Origin of the sequence: Nonomuraea sp. NPDC049607 (genome assembly GCF_040675375.1) — a bacterium.
Lineage (GTDB): Bacteria > Actinomycetota > Actinomycetes > Streptosporangiales > Streptosporangiaceae > Nonomuraea.
In genome coordinates this window covers 22,721-38,542 of record NZ_JBFAOV010000034.1, presented here as the reverse complement: position 1 = coordinate 38,542, position 15,822 = coordinate 22,721, and the positions used below count along the sequence as shown (strand labels likewise).

At 72.5% G+C, this 15,822-nt stretch carries 15 protein-coding genes; 5 read left to right on the top strand and 10 right to left on the bottom strand.

The window, feature by feature from the left end; all coding sequences use genetic code 11:
* Nucleotides 1-7 precede the first annotated feature (7 nt).
* The 6 genes from AB0J97_RS41290 to AB0J97_RS41265 all read right to left on the bottom strand — a co-directional run bounded on the left by AB0J97_RS41290 (nt 8) and on the right by AB0J97_RS41265 (nt 5,031).
* Complete coding sequence (locus tag AB0J97_RS41290; RefSeq protein WP_364099728.1) at nt 8-754, bottom strand: isocitrate lyase/phosphoenolpyruvate mutase family protein; 747 nt, start codon at nt 752-754, stop codon at nt 8-10.
* Complete coding sequence (locus AB0J97_RS41285) at nt 751-1,506, bottom strand: cytochrome P450 (protein ID WP_364099725.1); 756 nt, start codon at nt 1,504-1,506, stop codon at nt 751-753. Before AB0J97_RS41285 ends, AB0J97_RS41290 begins: the two co-directional genes overlap by 4 nt.
* An 82-nt stretch (nt 1,507-1,588) precedes the next feature.
* Nucleotides 1,589-2,263: a DUF998 domain-containing protein gene (locus AB0J97_RS41280; RefSeq protein WP_364099722.1), complete on the bottom strand. Its 675-nt coding sequence runs from the start codon at nt 2,261-2,263 to the stop codon at nt 1,589-1,591.
* Complete coding sequence (locus AB0J97_RS41275; RefSeq protein ID WP_364099720.1) at nt 2,260-3,465, bottom strand: glycosyltransferase; 1,206 nt, start codon at nt 3,463-3,465, stop codon at nt 2,260-2,262. The genes AB0J97_RS41280 and AB0J97_RS41275 overlap by 4 nt, the downstream gene beginning before the upstream one ends.
* A 98-nt stretch (nt 3,466-3,563) precedes the next feature.
* The gene (locus AB0J97_RS41270) at nt 3,564-4,376 is read right to left on the bottom strand and encodes a DMT family transporter (protein WP_357707194.1); all 813 of its coding nucleotides are present in this window, start codon (nt 4,374-4,376) and stop codon (nt 3,564-3,566) included.
* Between the two features lie 37 nt (nt 4,377-4,413).
* A complete protein-coding gene (locus AB0J97_RS41265; protein WP_364099716.1) occupies nt 4,414-5,031 on the bottom strand; it encodes a DedA family protein in 618 nt (205 codons plus the stop codon).
* Between the two features lie 392 nt (nt 5,032-5,423).
* On the opposite strand from AB0J97_RS41265, the gene AB0J97_RS41260 reads away from it, so the two are divergent.
* Nucleotides 5,424-6,599, top strand: a complete 1,176-nt coding sequence (locus tag AB0J97_RS41260) for a histidine kinase (RefSeq protein WP_364099713.1) — start codon at nt 5,424-5,426, stop codon at nt 6,597-6,599.
* Nucleotides 6,600-6,615: 16 nt separating this feature from the next.
* Complete coding sequence (locus tag AB0J97_RS41255; RefSeq protein ID WP_364099710.1) at nt 6,616-7,584, top strand: hypothetical protein; 969 nt, start codon at nt 6,616-6,618, stop codon at nt 7,582-7,584.
* Here the strand turns inward: AB0J97_RS41255 and AB0J97_RS41250 are convergent.
* Nucleotides 7,492-8,133, bottom strand: a complete 642-nt coding sequence (locus AB0J97_RS41250; RefSeq protein ID WP_357707198.1) for a VC0807 family protein — start codon at nt 8,131-8,133, stop codon at nt 7,492-7,494. The genes AB0J97_RS41255 and AB0J97_RS41250 overlap by 93 nt on opposite strands.
* Before the next feature lie 202 nt (nt 8,134-8,335).
* The gene (gene leuE, locus AB0J97_RS41245; protein WP_357707199.1) at nt 8,336-8,989 is read right to left on the bottom strand and encodes a leucine efflux protein LeuE; all 654 of its coding nucleotides are present in this window, start codon (nt 8,987-8,989) and stop codon (nt 8,336-8,338) included.
* A gap of 106 nt (nt 8,990-9,095) precedes the next feature.
* Between leuE and AB0J97_RS41240 the strand changes: the two genes are divergently transcribed.
* Nucleotides 9,096-10,487, top strand: coding sequence for a selenium-binding protein SBP56-related protein (locus tag AB0J97_RS41240; protein ID WP_357707201.1), 1,392 nt, complete (start codon nt 9,096-9,098; stop codon nt 10,485-10,487).
* 137 nt (nt 10,488-10,624) lie between these two features.
* A complete protein-coding gene (locus AB0J97_RS41235; RefSeq protein WP_357707236.1) occupies nt 10,625-11,233 on the top strand; it encodes a hypothetical protein in 609 nt (202 codons plus the stop codon).
* Here AB0J97_RS41235 and AB0J97_RS41230 read toward each other — a convergent pair.
* Complete coding sequence (locus AB0J97_RS41230; RefSeq protein WP_364099705.1) at nt 11,214-11,486, bottom strand: hypothetical protein; 273 nt, start codon at nt 11,484-11,486, stop codon at nt 11,214-11,216. The two genes, AB0J97_RS41235 and AB0J97_RS41230, sit on opposite strands and share 20 nt — an antisense overlap.
* Before the next feature lie 8 nt (nt 11,487-11,494).
* Nucleotides 11,495-12,409, bottom strand: a complete 915-nt coding sequence (locus AB0J97_RS41225) for a hypothetical protein (protein ID WP_364099702.1) — start codon at nt 12,407-12,409, stop codon at nt 11,495-11,497.
* Nucleotides 12,410-12,556: 147 nt separating this feature from the next.
* Between AB0J97_RS41225 and AB0J97_RS41220 the strand changes: the two genes are divergently transcribed.
* A complete protein-coding gene (locus AB0J97_RS41220) occupies nt 12,557-15,784 on the top strand; it encodes a BTAD domain-containing putative transcriptional regulator (RefSeq protein ID WP_364099699.1) in 3,228 nt (1,075 codons plus the stop codon).
* Nucleotides 15,785-15,822: the final 38 nt, after the last annotated feature.

Genomic DNA, 15,822 nt, shown 5'->3' with positions numbered 1-15,822 from the left:
GTCTCGATTATCGGGCCTGGGGGAGGAGTGCGGCGATTTCTCCGTATGTCGGCAGCTTGGGGGCGTCCTTGCCCTGCGCGCCCAGCACGGCGGCCAGAGCGCCCTGGAGCGCGGCCCGGTAGAGCAGCGACCCGGTGCTCACCCGCGCCACCCCCGCCTCGGCGAGCCGGCCGAGCGTGGGCCCGCCCGGCTGGTAGAGCACGTTCAGCGGCAGCCGCGTACGCGCGACGACCTCGGCGATCTCCGCCAGGTCGGACAGGCCGGGGACGAAGATGCCGTCGGCGTGCTCGTAGGCGTCCACCCGCTCGCGCCAGTCGCCGGTGCCGAGCCAGTGGGTGTCGGTGCGGGCGTTGACGAACACGCCGTGGCCCTTGGCGGCCTCGATGATCCGCCGGTGCAGCTCGACCGGGCGCAGGGTGCCGTCGGGACGGCCGTCCTCCAGGTTCACGCCCGCCACCCCGAGCGCGGCCAGGCTCGCCACCAGGGCCGACACCTCGTCCGGGTCGTCGCTGAACCCGCCCTCGATGTCCACCGTGACCAGGACGTCCAGGTCCTTGACCGTCTCGGCCAGCTCGATCGTCTCGGCCCTGGTCGCGCCGGCGGCGTCCGGCTTGCCGTGCACGGCGGACACGCCGAGGCTGGTGGTGCCGATCGCGGGGAAGCCGTGCGCGGCGAGGATCGCGGCCGAGCCGTAGTCCCAGGCGTTGGGCAGCAGCAGCGGGTCGCCCGGCCGGTGCAGGTCGTGGAAGTTCATCGGCAGGTCCTTTCGAGGAGCGCGTCGAGCACGCCGGCGGCCAGCGCGAGGGCGTGGGCGGGAGCGGGGCACGGACGCGGGCCGTCCCCGAACGTCAGATGGGGGGCGGGGCCCCGGGAGGCGTCGAAGCGGCCGGGATCGGCGAACACCTCGGGATCGCGGTTGGCCGCGACCAGGTCGATCGTGACCTCCTGGCCGGTGCGGGTGTCGAGCCTGCGGCTGGCCTTCAGCGGCGGGTCCTGCCTGAGCGTCTCGTGCAGCACCGCCTCGGGGTCGTCGCCCGGCACGGCGTGGGCGAGCGCGTTCTCGATGAGCGCCTCGGTGGCGGCGTGGCCCTGGAGCAGCAGGGTGACGGCCGGCAGGTCGGTCAGCCCGAGCAGTTCGGCGACGGCGGCGTCGGCCTGCGGGCTTCCCTCGCCCGACAGGTAACCGCTCGCGGCCGCGGGCACGGCCGAGGTGTCCGGCACGCCGAGCGCGGCCCCCAGCACGGCCGTCGGCACGCCACGCCAGTCGCCGCCGCGGTCCTCGGTCGCGGCCCTGGCAGCCGTCCTCAGCGCGGGCGGGTCCAGGGCGGACAGGCGCTCGACGACCAGGCGGCGGCGTCCGGCGTGCGTCTCGCCGGTGCTGAAGCGCGAGACGTGGGCCCGCAGCCAGGCGAGCGTCCCGGGCTCGCCGTCCTGCGGGACGGGCGGCGGCACGTACCGGCTGTCGGAGAGCACCGCACGGGCTTCGGCGTGGTGGGTGATGAGCATGGGTCCACGCTAGGACGCGGACCGTTCGACGGGGGACGAAGTATGGACGCGTCCCCGGTGTCCCCGCTGTCCCGGTTTCCGGTCACGCCGCCAGCCGCTGCCGGCTCTCGGGCTGCGCGGGCGCCCCCGTGGCCCGCGTGCCCTGGATCCGTACGGCCGCGCGGCCCGGTGCGCTTGCCAGCGCCATCGACACGACGAGGACGATCTCGGCCAGCACCACACCCCGTTCGAGCAGCCCGTAGTAGGCGCCGCCGCCGATCAGCGAGGAGGTGAAGGCGGCCGGGTGCGCCGCCAGGTACGCGCCCAGCGTCAGCCCCGAGGTCACGCTCAGGGCCTTGACCGCGCTCCAGCGCACGGCCGCCGTCCGCCCCCTGGCCAGCGACCAGCCGGCGACCGGCAGCGCGGTGAAGACCACGGCCGCCGACCAGCGGTGGATCTCGCCGGTCAGAGTGCTGATGTCCGACATGCCGGGATCGGTGGGGAAGAGTGCGCTCAGCATCAGCCCGGCCGCCCCCGCCAGCAGCAGCACGCGGGTGGCGGCGGTCCGCCCAGGCTCCCGGGCGGCCAGCCCGTACGCCAGCGACAGGCAGGCCACGGCCAGCGCGAGCGTCCCGACCAGCACGGGCAGCATGCCGCCGGGGACGAGCGCGTAGTCGCTGATCAGCGGCTGCGCGGGCAAAACGGCCTGCGCGTAGCCGAGGGCGGCCACCGCCGTCACCGCTCCGGCGACCGGAGCGAGCACGGTGCGCCAGGTCATCGGGTCACCTCGTCGTAGATCTGCTCGAAGCGGGCCAGCGACGTCTGGTCGTCGTGGGTGAGCGCCAGCGCGCGGCTGGCGTTGCCCAGGCGGGCGCGCAGGTCGTCGTCGGTGAGGATCGCGGTCAGGTGCCTGGCCAGCGAGACGACGTCGCCCGGCTGGTAGAGGTAGCCGTTGCCGTCCACCAGGTGCGGCAGCGCCATCGCGTCGGCGGCCACGACGGGCAGGCCGGACGCCATGGCCTCCAGCGTGGCGATGCTCTGCAGCTCGGCGACGCCCGGCATGCCGAACACGTCGGCGGCGGCGAACGCCTGCGGCATGCTCTCGTCGGGCACGAACCCGACGAAGAACACCCGGTCGCCCACCCCGATGCGCTTGGCCAGCTTCTCCAGCTCCATCCGCTGGTTGCCGCGGCCCACGAACGCCACCTGCGCGTCGGTCTCGTTGAGCACGAGAGGCAGGGCGCGGATCAGCTCGTCGAGGTGCTTCTCCTCGTCCAGGCGGCCCACGAACAGGACGGTCGGCCGGTCGGGCAGCGCGAACCGCCGGCGCGCCCACGACTTGGGCTCGGCGTGCGGGTGGAACCTGGCCAGGTCGATGCCGCACGAGACGGCCTCGACGTCGCGGGAGAAGCCCTGGTCGGCCAGGAGCTTGGCGGCCAGCGGGGTCGGCGTCGTGATGTGGTCGGCCCGCTTGAAGATCCGGCTGAAGTCGCGCCAGGCCAGCCGGCCCGCCCTGGTCCGCAGCGCCTCGGGGACGTGCCCGAACTGGAAGAGGTTGTCGGGCATGAAGTGGTTCGTGGCCACGACCGGCACGCCGCGGCGGCGGGCGGCGGCGATGGCGGCCCGGCCGACCACGAAGTGGCCCTGGGTGTGCAGCACGTCCGGGTCGATGTCGGCGACCAGCCGGTCGAGCCTGGTCGGCACGGTGACCCGCATGGTCGGGTGCACCAGCAGCGGGGCCGAGCGCAGCCGGTGGACGATCACGCCGTCCACCACGTCGGCGCTGGCCGGGCCGGCCTCCGACTGGCACACCACGTGCACCTCGTTGCCGCGCGCGGCCAGGCCGGTGGCCAGCCGGTGGGTGAAGTAGGCGGCGCCGTTGACGTCGGGGGGATAGGTGTCGGTCGAGATCAGGACGCGGCGGGGACGTTCGGGGGCGGGGGCGAGGTGAGCGTGGTCGGTGACGTTGTGCAGGGGCATGGCCATGACGGTGACTCCGCTTTCACAAGGGGGGACGGCTGGGGGAGGGCCGAGGGGCGAACAGGGGGTTTCGGTCAGGGAGGGGCAGGGGGAGGAGGTCAGGCGAGGTCGTTGCGCGCCTCCAGCGGGGTCGTCCGGGCCAGGGCGACCGTGCCGGCCGCGGTCAGGGCGGCGGCCGCGATCGGCGCGATGCCGGACGGCAGCGGCTCGCCGAGCAGCAGCGCCCCGAACGCCACCGCCGTGAGCGGGTCGGCGATCTGCAGCGAGGCGAAGGAGACGCCGAAGTGCCCGACGGCGTAGGCGCGTTGCAGCATCATGAGCGCCAGCAGCAGCGGGACCGGCAGGGCCAGCAGGTACCACCAGTTCCAGCCGCCGTCCACGAGCACGCGCATGAGCGTGGCGGTGGCGCCGTACAGGACGCCGGAGCCCGTGGCGAGCAGCGCGGCGCGGCCGGCGGGGGAGGCCGCCTTCGAGCCCGCCCACAGCAGCACCGTCGCGACGCCCGACACGGCGAGCAGGGTGAGTACGCCCGTGGGCGCCAGGTACGTCGGCCCGTCGGACTCGGGCACCAGCAGCACCAGGCCGATCAGCCCCGCCGCGACCACGCCCGCCGCGGCCAGTTCCTTGCCGGAGGGCCTGCGCCCGTGCAGCGCGGCGGCGATGGGCAGCGCGAACAGCAGGCTGGCCACCCCCATCGGCTGCACCACGGTCAGCGGGCCGAGCCCGAGTGCGACGATGTGCAGGCCGCCGCCCGTCACGATGGAGACGCCGCCGAGCAGCCAGCGCGGCCTGCGCAGCAGGGTCAGCAGAGCGGGCTTCGCCGAGCCCGCCGCCTCGAACTGCTGCAGCGCGGCTCCGAGCGCGAAGAACAGCGAACCGACCAGCGCGATCGCCGCGGCCAGCACACTCATTGCTCACTCCCTTCAGACGGATGGTTGCCGGACAGGGTCAAACGGACGTGTCCGCCGGAAGACGTTCCAGGGAAGGCTGGGTGGCGCGCCGCTTCCTGGTCCACCGCACCAGCTCGACGAGCCCGGTGATCGACAGCGCGATCCCGAGGCCCAGCAGCAGGCCCTTGATCGGGTCGTTCTCGAAGGCCATGCCGCCGAAGAAGCCGATCAGCCCGGAGTACACCGCCCACGAGCTCGCCGCGATGGCGTCGAAGAACGTGAACGAGCGCAGCGGATGACCCACGGCGCCCATGGTCAGCGTCGTCGCGGTGCGCCCGCCGGGGATGTACCTGGCCACGATCAGCACCATTCCGCCCCGCTCGGCCAGCGCGCCGCGCGCCCAGACGAACGCCTTCTTGTCCCGCAGCCGCCTGGCCGACTTGTTGCCGATCAGGTACGACACGTGGTCGCCCACGAACGCGCCGAGCGCCGCGACCACGATCACCAGAGCCAGGTTGGTCTGGCCGGAGGCGGCGAACACCGCCGCGGTGATGACCGACGTCTCGGCGGGCACGATGGGGAAGAAACCGTCGAGCAGCGCCAGGGCGAACAGCGCCACGTACAACCATGGCGATGACATCACCTGCTGGACCAGGTCGAGAATGGCGTGCGACATATGGGTGGACTCCGATCGTCAGGGCACTCACAAAGCCTGTCGGTGTGAGCGGACCGGGGACATCGGGGATGCCCCCGGTCGAACGCGGGCCCTTCCCCTAGGAGGGTCAGGGCCGCCTACCCCATGAAGGTAGAAATTCCGCAGGTCGTGGCGCATCGGACCATCGGCACGCGTCACCCCCTACTTTCGTCAGGGGCGGACCTGCGACTTCCGTGTGACACCCACGATCAAACCGGTTGCGCGCCCCGGAAACAGGAGAGGAGGTATCCGCCTTTCAGGTGGAGCTAGCCCCACCGTGACCGGTGCGGCAGGCCCCACCCTGACTTTCGTCAGGGGTGCCGGATGACCTTCGGGCGGGACGTGCCCCGGCCGGCGGCGGATACCGTCGGTGCGTGAACCGTCTGCGCCGTGAGAATCGCCGTCAGGTCGTCTCGGACCTGCTGCTCTGGGTCGTCCTGAGCATCTTCGTGACCGCCATGGGCCCCGACCCGTTCGTCGACCCTGCCGCGTTCGCGATGGTGACCCTGCCCAGGGTGGGCCTCGCCGCGCTGGCCGTGCTCGTGGGCCGGCCCTGGCCGCTGGCGGCGCTGGTGCTGCTGCTGCCGCTCGGCCCGTGGCGCTTCACCGACGGCTTCGCGACGGTGGACCTGACGTGGCTGCTGCCCCGGCGCGACGTGAAGATCCTCCCGCTGCTCGCCACCTCGCCGTTCATCATCTGGTACGCCTACCTCACCGGCCGGCGCATGGCCCGGCTGTGGCCCGCGGGGGCCCTGTTCTGCCTGATCACGGCCGTCGGGTGCGCGGTCGTGCTGGTCCAGGGCGGCGACCTGGCACTGTGGGTGTCGATGGGCACCGGGCTCGTCGGCACGTACGCGGTGCCGTACCTGCTGGGGCTGCTCCGGCGCGGCCTGCTCCAGCAACGGCGGCAGGCGCGGCTGTCGGTCGAGGCGCAGGCGCGGCTGCGCGAGCGGGCCAGGATCGCCCGCGAGATGCACGACTCGCTCGGCCACGACCTGGCGCTGATCGCGGTCCGCGCCGGCGGGCTCGAAGTCGCCCCCGGCCTCGGCCCGGCCCAGGTCAAGGCGGCCGGCGAGCTGCGCATGGCGGCGGCCGACGCGACCGAGCGGCTGCGCCAGATCATCGGCCTGCTGCGCGAGGAGGCCGAGGCGGCCCCGCTGTCCCCGGTGGACGAGGACGTCGCCGAGCTGGTCGGCCGGGCCCGGGACTCCGGCATGTCGATCACCCTCGACCTGGCGCCGGGGGGGTCGTCCGAGCTGGCGCACGCCGTCGTCCAGGAGGGGCTCACGAACGCGGCCAAGCACGCGCCCGGGGCGGCGGTCGCCGTGTCGGTCGCGCCGCACCGGGTGGTCGTGCGCAACGGCCCGCCGCGCTCGCGTCCCAGCGCCCGGTCCGGCGGGCTGGGCCTGGCGGGGCTGCGCGAGCGCGTACGGCTGGCCGGCGCCACGCTGACCGCCGGACCCGACGGCGACGGCTACAGCCTGGCCGTCGAGCTCCCCCACGCGGGGGAGGCGGATCCCCGCCGCTCGGGAGGAGAAGAGCCCGCCTGAGCCGCACGATCGGAGCATGACAGAACAGCGAGCGGGCATCGGCCGGCTCACCGCCGCGATCGTGGCGGTCGCCGCCACGCTGCCCTATCTCACGATCAAGACGCTCTGGCTGACCGGCGACTCCGTCGGCGTCTCCGACCCCGCGCTCATGGAGGGCGGGCAGATGATGGGGATGAACGCGCTGACCTTCGCCATGGAGGCCGTCGGCCTGCTGCTGGCGCTGGCCTTCACCATGCGCTGGGGCATGCGGCTGCCCGCCTGGCTGGTGCTGCTGCCACTGTGGGTGGGCACCGGCCTGCTGTCGGTGCTGGCCGTCACGACCCCGCTGATCCTGCTGGTAGGCGGCCTGGACGTCTTCAGCGGCGGCCCCATCCGGACGTGGGTCTACCTGGTCGTCTACGGCGGCTTCATCACCCTGGGCCTGGCCCTCATGACGGCCTTCTCCCTCTATGCCCGCGACCGCTGGCCGGCCGTCTTCGTCACCCCGGTCCGCTCGCCCTTCCCGAGTGCGACCCGGTCGTTGCAGGAGGTGGTGGCCTGGGGTGCGCTCCTGGCGGCGGCCGCCGTGGCGGTGCTGCGCGTCGTCCTGGCGTTCGACGGGACCGCCCAGGCGATCCAGAACGGGGTGAAGGCCGTGCTGGCGGTCGGCGGGGCGGCCGCGCTCGTGGCCCTGGTCAGGCGGCGCGGGAACGGTCCGTTCTGGCGGCCGCTCGTTCTGGCCTGGCTGGGGTCGGGCTCGCTGTTCGGCTGGGGGCTGTTCTCGATGATCGTCCGGTCCACGGGCGGCCCGCTGGCCTACGGCGGCACGGGCGTCGCGGACTTCGCCGAGCTGTTCGGCATGCTGACCGGGCTGGTCATGGGGATGTGCGGAGCGTTCCTGCTGGCCGAACGGTCAGGCGTGGGCCACGTGCAGCCGGGCCAGGACGCGCTTGAAGGCGAGGATCGAGAAAGTGATCGCCAGCCCGCTGATCACGGCCACCGCTGAGGTGCGCAGCACCATGAACGCGCCCAGCGAGCCCTCCAGCTTCTCGTAGACGGCCAGGAAGATGCTCAGCGTCGAGTTGGCCAGCAGCACGAACGCCCACAGCAGCGTGATCCTGGCGAAGAACCTGCGCACCCGCTCGTGCTTGAGCACCGCCGACGGCAGATGGATGTAGTCGAGGGTCAGCTTCTGCACCAGCGGCCGGTTGAGCCGGACGGAGGCCAGGAACACCATGCTGATGCAGATCGTGCCCAGCTCCGGCTGGATGAAGAACCACATCCAGGTGCCCGTCCAGAACGACACCAGGGCCCGTACCGTGATCGCGAACGCGGCCAGGAACATGGTGGCGGGCACCTTGACCCCTCTGACCAGCCGCCAGGCCACGCCGAGGTACACCCAGGAGACCGTGGCCACCAGGGCCCACTTGAAGCCCAGCACGACCATGGCGAGGTAGAACACCAGCAGGGGGGCGACCACGCCTTCGAGCAGGCGGGGGGCCGCCTGACGGGCGAGCGCGGTCAGACGGGGGAGGGCGACCGGATGGTGGTTCAAGGCTGCTCCGCAGATAGGCCGACGATCAGCGTCTACCCGGGCTTCGGGGGTCAAGGCTTGCCGGATGGACCGGTCGTCGTCACCGATGAGTGCGACCCCGAAGGCCGGTGGCCTACCGTACCGGAGCCCGGTGAGTAGGACTGCCGCTTTTGACGCGTTCCAGCTGTTCCATACGAAACCAGTCCACCCTTGAACCCGGCTTTCAGCCGAGTGACGCCGTGGCGAGCTTGGCGCCGAATCCGAGGAACAGCGCGCCGACGCCCGAGGTCAGGCCCGCGCTGAGCTTCTTGTGCCGGCGGAACTGGGCGGCCAGGAACGTTCCGGAGAAGATCAGCGTGGTGAGGTAGAGCACGCTGAAGACCTGGATCACCGCGCCCAGGATGAGGAAGGACAGCCAGGGGGCGCTGTAACCGGGGTCCACGAACGGGATGAAGAACGACAGGAAGAACAGGATCGCCTTCGGGTTCAGCAGGCTGATCGTCAGGGCCTTGCGGAACGGCCGCGCCTGACGTACGGGGGCCGCCGCGGCGTCGGCCGTCGTCGCCGGACCGGCCCGCCAGGCCCGTACCGCGCCGCGGATCATCTGGAAGCCGAGCCAGGCCAGGTAGGCGGCGCCCGCGTACTTGACGACGGTGAACAGCACGGGCGTCGCGCGCAGCAGGGACGCGGCCCCGGCGGCGGCGAGCACCATCAGGACGGTGTCGCCGAGGAACACGCCCATCGCGGCCCGGTAGCCCTGCCGGACGCCGTGCTGGGCGGCGAAGCTGAGGACGTACAGGGAGTTCGGGCCGGGGAGCAGCACGATGAAGAAGGCGCCGACGACGTAGGTCCAGACGTCCGTGATACCGAAGAACACGCTTAACGGTATCGCGTGATATATGCCGATTCAGTCGCCTGGTGGTCGCTCATTGCGACGCACATGCCTATTGACCGAGTAGGGATACTCGTGAATATCTGGTGTCATGGCACTCTGGACCCCCGACCCCACGTTCTACCCCTCCCCGCGCGACGCCGTCGAGGCCCCCGTGGAGAAGCTGGCCTACGTCGCCGCCTTCGACAGGTCGGCGCAGCGTCCGGACGCGCTGGCCGTGCTCGACACCGACCCCGCCTCCCCGGCCTACGGCACGATCGTCGGCTGGACCGACCTGCCCGGCACCGGCGACGAGCTGCACCACTTCGGCTGGAACGCCTGCAGCAGCGCCCTGTGCCCGAACGCGCCGCACCCGCACGTCGAGCGGCGCTACCTGGTCGTCCCCGGGCTGCGCTCCTCGCGCATCCACATCTACGACACCAAGGACCGGGTCAGCCCCGAGCTGGTCAAGGTGATCGACGCCGAGTCGCTGGCCAGGCGGGCGGGCTACTCCCGCCCGCACACCGTCCACTGCGGGCCCGAGGGCCTGTACGTCTCGGCGCTCGGCGGCGCGGACGGCGCCGAGGGGCCCGGCGGGATCGCCGTGCTCGACCACACCTCCTTCGAGGTGCTCGGCCGGTGGGAGCTGGACCGGGGGCCGCAGTACCTGGCCTACGACTTCTGGTGGCACATCAACCACGACGTGCTGATCACCTCCGAGTGGGGCACGCCGTCCATGATCGAGGACGGCGTGGTCGGAGAACTGCTGCTCGGGCGCAAGTACGGCCATAAACTGCACTTCTGGGACCTGCGTAAGCGCAAGCACGTCCAGGAGGTGGATCTGGGCGACCAGTACCAGATGCCGCTGGAGCTGCGCCCCGCCCACGACCCCACCCGCCTGTACGGCTTCGTCGGCGTGGTCACCAGCGTGGAGGACCTGTCGGCCTCCGTCTGGCTGTGGTTCCACGAGGACGGCCGCTGGCAGGCGCGGCAGGTCATCACCATCCCCGCCGAGCCGGCCGACCCCGCCCTGCTGCCGCCGGTGCTCCAGCCGTTCGCCGCCGTGCCGCCGCTGGTCACCGACATTGCCCTGTCCGTGGACGACCAGCGCCTCTACGTCTCGTGCTGGGGCACCGGGGAGCTGAAGCAGTACGACGTGTCGGACCCGTACAAGCCGGTCGAACTGGGGTCGTTGCGCATCGGCGGCATCACCCGGCGCACCCCGCACCCCGCCGAACCCGGCCTGCCGCTGCGCGGCGGCCCCCAGATGGTCGAGGTGAGCCGCGACGGCCGCCGCGTCTACCTCACCAACTCCCTATACGGCTCCTGGGACGACCAGTTCTACCCCGAGGGCGTCGGAGCCTGGCTCGCCAAGGTGGACGCCGACTCCTTCACCTTCGACACCCGCTTCTTCCCCCACGGCGACGCCTTCCGCGGCCTGCGCCCCCACCAGGTACGCCTCCAGGGCGGCGACGCCTCCTCCGACTCCTACTGCTACCCCTGACCCATCCGCGGCCAAGGTTCCGCCCCGACGCCCCCGTCGTCCCGCCCTTGACGGGTTCCTGCTCTCCGTCGCTCTGCCCCTTGTGAGTTCCGGCTTCCCGTCGTCCCGCCCGAGGTGAGGTTCTGCCGACCGTGACCATGCCTGCCATGAGCACCGCGACCGTCCTGCTGCTCGGGGCCTTCCACGGTCTGAACCCGGCCATGGGCTGGCTCTTCGCGGTGGCTCGCGGTCTCCAGGAGCGCAGCCGTGACCTGCTGCTGCAGTCGCTCCCCGTGATCGCCTTGGGCCACCTGGCGTCGGTGGCCCTGGTCGCCCTGGTGGTGGCCGCCACCGGCTCCGTGGTGACGGGCGCGGCGCTGCCGGTGATCGGCGGGCTGGTACTGGTGGCGTTCGGGCTGTGGCGGCTGCTGTCCAACCGCCACTTCCGCTGGGTGGGCATGCGACTGTCGCTCGGCCAGCTCGCCGGGTGGTCGTTCCTGATGTCGTCGGCCCACGGCGCGGGCCTGATGCTGCTGCCCGTCCTCACCGGGATGCGGGCGGAGGGCCACGCGGGCCACGCCGTCTCAGGCGGACTGGCGGTGGCGGCCCTCCACACGCTGGCCATGTTCGTGGTGGCCGGCGTCGTGGCCGTGGTGGTCTACGAGGTGCTCGGCCTGACGATTCTGCGCCGGGCCTGGTTCAACGTGGACCGCATGTGGGCCGTCGCCCTGATCGGCGCCGGCGTGCTCACACTCCTCCAGGCCTGACCGGACCGCCGTCGTCGAACACGTCGGAGAGACTGGTCGCGTGGACGGCCCTGTCGAACCAGGTTTCGATCAGGGTGGTGTCGGTGCAGGACATGATGCGCTCCCGCACGTCATCGGGAACCTCCACACCACGAAGGTCGAGCAGCCTCGGCAGCCACTCGGCCATTTTCTCGGCCCTGGCCGCCGCCCTCCCCTCGGCTCTCCCTTCGGCGCGGAGCATCTCGGCGTATTCGGATCGGTAGCGGTAGGTCATGGGCGTCGTCAGCCCTTTTCCTGCCGCTCGTCGTCCACGCCGAAGATGTCGGAGAGGCTGGTCGCGTGGACGGCCCTGCCGAACCAGGTTTCGATCAGGGTGGTGTCGGTGCAGGAGGTGATGCGCTCCCGCACACCATCGGGAACCACCACACCACGGTGGTCGAGCAGCAACAGCAGCGCACTAGCTTCGCCGAAGGCCCTGCCACGGGCCTCGCCTACTGCTTCGCCTTCGGCGCGGAGCATTTGGGCGTACTCGGACTGGTAGCGGTAGGTCTTGGTCGCCATCAGATCTCTCCAGATTCGTCGGGCGTCGGTGTTTCCGAGGCCTACTTCGGTTTGTTCGGCGATGTGTCCGGCGCTGGTGGTGTCAGTGGTGTCCAAGGCGTCTGCCAGGACTTCCAGTATGGCAGTGACCTCGCCGGAACGGGCGTGGGTGAGCGCCGAGAACATGGTGAGCACCACGTCGTTCACCGCCTCGGCGAGGTCGTCGATCACGGGGATGTTGTGCGGGCCCACGACGACCGCGCGGACGGACAGGGTCGGCCAGTCCGGCAGGCCGATCGTCTTGGGGGCGGCGGCCCAGGTGGCGGTCGCCTCGTCCTGGCAGATCACCAGCAGCGTCACCGGGCAGTTGAACTTGACGTGCACGTGGCTGATGTAGTGCGCCCAGGCGGCGGTCTTGCGTTCGTCGGGCTTCGACTGCGACTCGCTGATGACCACGTGCCGTCCCTCCAGGGACGTGAACATCATGATCGTGTCCGCGCGCCGCTCGATCGGCTTGATCTCGGTCAGGTCGGTGTCCACCACCGCGACCTCGGTCGGGGACGGGAAGGGGATGTCGAGCACCTTGAAGACGCTCGTGTAGAGCTCTGGATTGTCACGGAAGACGCGATGCAGCGCTTCGTGCTGGAGGGAGATCATGCGCGGAACGTTAGCGTCTGATGACACTGTGTGCTGACAAATAACGGACAGCAGGCGCTTGACGGTGGAAAGAACTTATCCGTGGAAGAAAGGGCGGTAGAAAAACCTCTACCTGAGCATGTTCGCAGGCAGGGCAGGATGTGGTGCGTGCGGATATCCATCCTGGGGCCGTTGGAGGTCGAGGGCGACGGAGGGCCGGTCGCGGTCGGTGGTCTCCGGCTGCGGGCGCTGCTGGCCGTGCTGGCGCTCGAAGCGGGCCGTTTGGTCACCGCCGAGCGCCTGATCGACGTGCTCTGGCCGCAGGAGCCGCCCGCCAACGCGGCCAACGCGCTGCAGACGCTGGTCAGGCGGCTGCGGGCGGCGCTCAGGCCGGACGAGGTGATCGACAGCCGCCCCGGCGGGTACGCCCTCGCGGCGCCCGCCGAACAGGTGGACGCGCTGGCGTTCCGGCGGCTGGCGGGCGAGGACCCCGAACGGGCGCTGGCGTTGTGGCGGGGGGCGGCGCTGGCGGATCTGACGTCGGTCCCGTACCTGGCCGACGTGGCGACCGCGTTGGAGCAGGAGCGGCTGGCGGCGGTCGAGGCCAGGGCCGAGCGCCTGCTGGCGGACGGGCGGCCGGTCGAGCTCACCGCCGAGGTGACGGCGCATCCGTTGCGCGAGCGGCTGGTCGGGCTGGCCATGCGCGGGCTGGCCGCGTCGGGACGGCAGGCCGAGGCGCTGGAGATGTTCGAGCGCACCCGCCACCGGCTGGCCGACGAGCTGGGCGTCGATCCGGGCGCCGAGCTGCGGGCCGCGCACCTGGCCGTGGTGTCGGCCGAACCGCCTCCGGCCGCTTGGCCCAGGAGCAGGCCCAAGGGAAACGTACGCAAGCCGCGCACCAGCTTCATCGGCCGGGAGGCCGAGCTCGGACGGCTCACCGACCTGCTCGGGCGGGACCGGCTGGTGACGCTCGTCGGCCCCGGCGGCGCGGGCAAGACCAGGCTGGCGACCGAAGCGGCCCTCCGCCTCGCCCCGGAACCCCGCGGACCAGTGACGGAAGGCCCCGGCACGCCGGCCGGGGAGGCCGGCACGCCCCGGACGGCCGGATGGCGCGATGGACGGCGGATCGTCGGGGAACCCGCCGGGGAGCCCGTCGCGGAGTCGCGTGGGGGGTGGCCGGCCGGGGCGTGGATGGTGGAGCTGGGGCCCGTCAGTGAGCCGGCCGGTGTGCCCGGGGCCGTGCTCGACGCGCTCGGCCTGCGCGACGACCGTCCCGGTTACCGGCCGCCCGAGGAGGCCCGCGACGTGGTCGAGCAGGTCGCCGAGGCGCTGGGCGGGCGGCCCCTGCTCGTCGTGCTGGACAACTGCGAGCACGTGGTGACGGCGGCGGCCGTGCTGGTGGAGCGGCTGCTCGACGAGTGCCCGGCGCTACGGGTGCTGGCCACCAGCAGGGAGCCGCTCAACGTGCCGGGCGAGCGGCTGGTGCCCCTCCCGCCGCTCGAACCGCCGCCGGTGGGGGCCGGGGCGGACGAGGCGACGGCGTACCCGTCGGTGCGGTTGCTGGTCGACCGGGCGGCGGCGGCCCGGCCGTCGTTCGCCGTGGACGACGAGAACGCGGCGGCCGTGGTCGCGCTCTGCCGCCGGCTCGACGGCATGCCGCTGGCGATCGAGCTGGCCGCCGCCCGGCTGCGGACGATGACGCCGCGCCAGCTCGCCGACCGCCTGGACGACAGGTTCAGGCTGCTGGACGGCGGAAGCCGTACCGCGCTGCCGCGCCAGCAGACGCTGAGGGCGGTCGTCGAGTGGAGCTGGGACCTGCTCGACGAGGGGGAACGCGTGCTGGCCAGGCGGCTCGGCGTGTTCGCCGACAGCGCGACCCTGGAGGCCGTCGAGGAGGTGTGCGGCGGCACGGCCGACGTGCTCGGCGCGCTGGCCGACAAGTCCCTGGTACGCGTCTCGCCCGAAGGCCGCTACTCGATGCTGGAGACCATCCGCGCCTACGCCCTGGAACGCCTGGCCGAGGCCGGCGAGACCGCCGAGTACCGCGACCGGCACGCCCTCCACCTGCTCGACCTGGCCGAACGCGCGGTGCCCGAGCTGCGTACCGCCAGGCAGGTGGAGTGGATCGAGCGGCTCGCGGCCGAACGCGACGACTTCGCGGCGGCGCTGCGCTGGCTGATCGACCGGGGGGACGCCGGGCCCGCGTTGCGGCTGTGCGGGGCGCTCAACTGGTACTGGTGGATGTGCGGCTACCGGCGGGAGAGCGCGGCGTGGGCCGTGCAGGCGCTCGACCTGGCCGGGGACACGCCGCCCCCGGGGCTCGCCGCGGCGTACACGGCCTGCATGTTCGCCTACGGGATCGACATGTTCGGGACGATCAGCAACGACCGCGCGGCCATGACCGAGCTGTCGACCCGGATGGACGCGCTGGTGGAGCGGGCCGTCCAGGAGGGGCCCGTGCACCCGCTGCTGCTGATCAGCAGGGTCGTCATGGCCGCCGCGGCCGGACGGGACGAGCAGGCGGCCGCGCTGCTCGGCGAGTACGCCGGCAGCGACGACCTGTGGTTGTCGTCCGCGGCCCTGATGATCGGTGGCCGGATGCGCTCGGCGTCGGAGCGGGAACGGGAGCTGGAGCAGGCGGTCGAGGGGTTCAGGCGGCTCGGCGACCGGTGGGGGCTGAGCGAGGCGCTGCTGGGGCTGGCCGACCTGCGGGCCGAGCGCGGCGCCCCGACCGACGACCTGATCGCCGAGACCTGGTCGCTGACCAGCGAGTGGGTCAGCGACGACGAGTCGATCTCCACCCTGATCCGGCTCGCCCAGGTCCGCCTGCGGGTGGACGACCTGGACGGCGCGGGCGCCGACCTGGCCCTGGCCAGGGCCAGGGTGGGGGAGGAGACGTCCCCGTGGACGCTGGTGCTGCTCGGCCTGGGCGAGGCCGCGTACGAGACGCGGCGCGGCGACCTGGACAGGAGCCTGGCGATCTACCGGGACATGAGCGGAGCCGTGGCGGCGGCACCCCAGGTGCCGCAGCTCACGGCGATGTACCTGACGTCCTACGGCAGGGTGCTGGCCCGCGCCGGCGACCTGGAGGCCGCGCTCGCCCGCCACCGCCAGGCGCTCGACGTGCTCGGGCACGTCCGCCCGGACCGGCCGCTGCTGTCGATGACGCTGGCCGGGTTCGCGCTGGCGGCGCAGGCCGCGGGTGACCAGGAACGGGCGGCGGTGCTGTTCGGCGGCGCGTCGGCGTTCGTCCCGCAGGACACCTCGCCCGAGACCGCGCAGGGACGCGCGGCGGCCGAGAAGGCACTGGGCGAGGAGCTCTTCGGCCGCCGCTTCGCCGAGGGCGCGGCGTTGTCGCTGGACGACCTCCACTCGCTGGTCGGCGGCACCACATAGGGAGAGCGTGCCGTCCGGCCCCGGCCCCGCGAAGCGGT

Coding starts and splice junctions, on each gene's coding strand:
- AB0J97_RS41235 (WP_357707236.1), top strand. CDS start 10,625: ATGCCTGCCATGAGCACCGCGACCGTCCTGCTGCTCGGGGCCTTCCAC.
- AB0J97_RS41285 (WP_364099725.1), bottom strand. CDS start 1,506: ATGCTCATCACCCACCACGCCGAAGCCCGTGCGGTGCTCTCCGACAGC.
- AB0J97_RS41270 (WP_357707194.1), bottom strand. CDS start 4,376: ATGAGTGTGCTGGCCGCGGCGATCGCGCTGGTCGGTTCGCTGTTCTTC.
- AB0J97_RS41255 (WP_364099710.1), top strand. CDS start 6,616: ATGACAGAACAGCGAGCGGGCATCGGCCGGCTCACCGCCGCGATCGTG.
- AB0J97_RS41230 (WP_364099705.1), bottom strand. CDS start 11,486: ATGACCTACCGCTACCGATCCGAATACGCCGAGATGCTCCGCGCCGAA.
- AB0J97_RS41290 (WP_364099728.1), bottom strand. CDS start 754: ATGAACTTCCACGACCTGCACCGGCCGGGCGACCCGCTGCTGCTGCCC.
- AB0J97_RS41240 (WP_357707201.1), top strand. CDS start 9,096: ATGGCACTCTGGACCCCCGACCCCACGTTCTACCCCTCCCCGCGCGAC.
- AB0J97_RS41280 (WP_364099722.1), bottom strand. CDS start 2,263: ATGACCTGGCGCACCGTGCTCGCTCCGGTCGCCGGAGCGGTGACGGCG.
- AB0J97_RS41265 (WP_364099716.1), bottom strand. CDS start 5,031: ATGTCGCACGCCATTCTCGACCTGGTCCAGCAGGTGATGTCATCGCCA.
- AB0J97_RS41275 (WP_364099720.1), bottom strand. CDS start 3,465: ATGCCCCTGCACAACGTCACCGACCACGCTCACCTCGCCCCCGCCCCC.
- AB0J97_RS41225 (WP_364099702.1), bottom strand. CDS start 12,409: ATGATCTCCCTCCAGCACGAAGCGCTGCATCGCGTCTTCCGTGACAAT.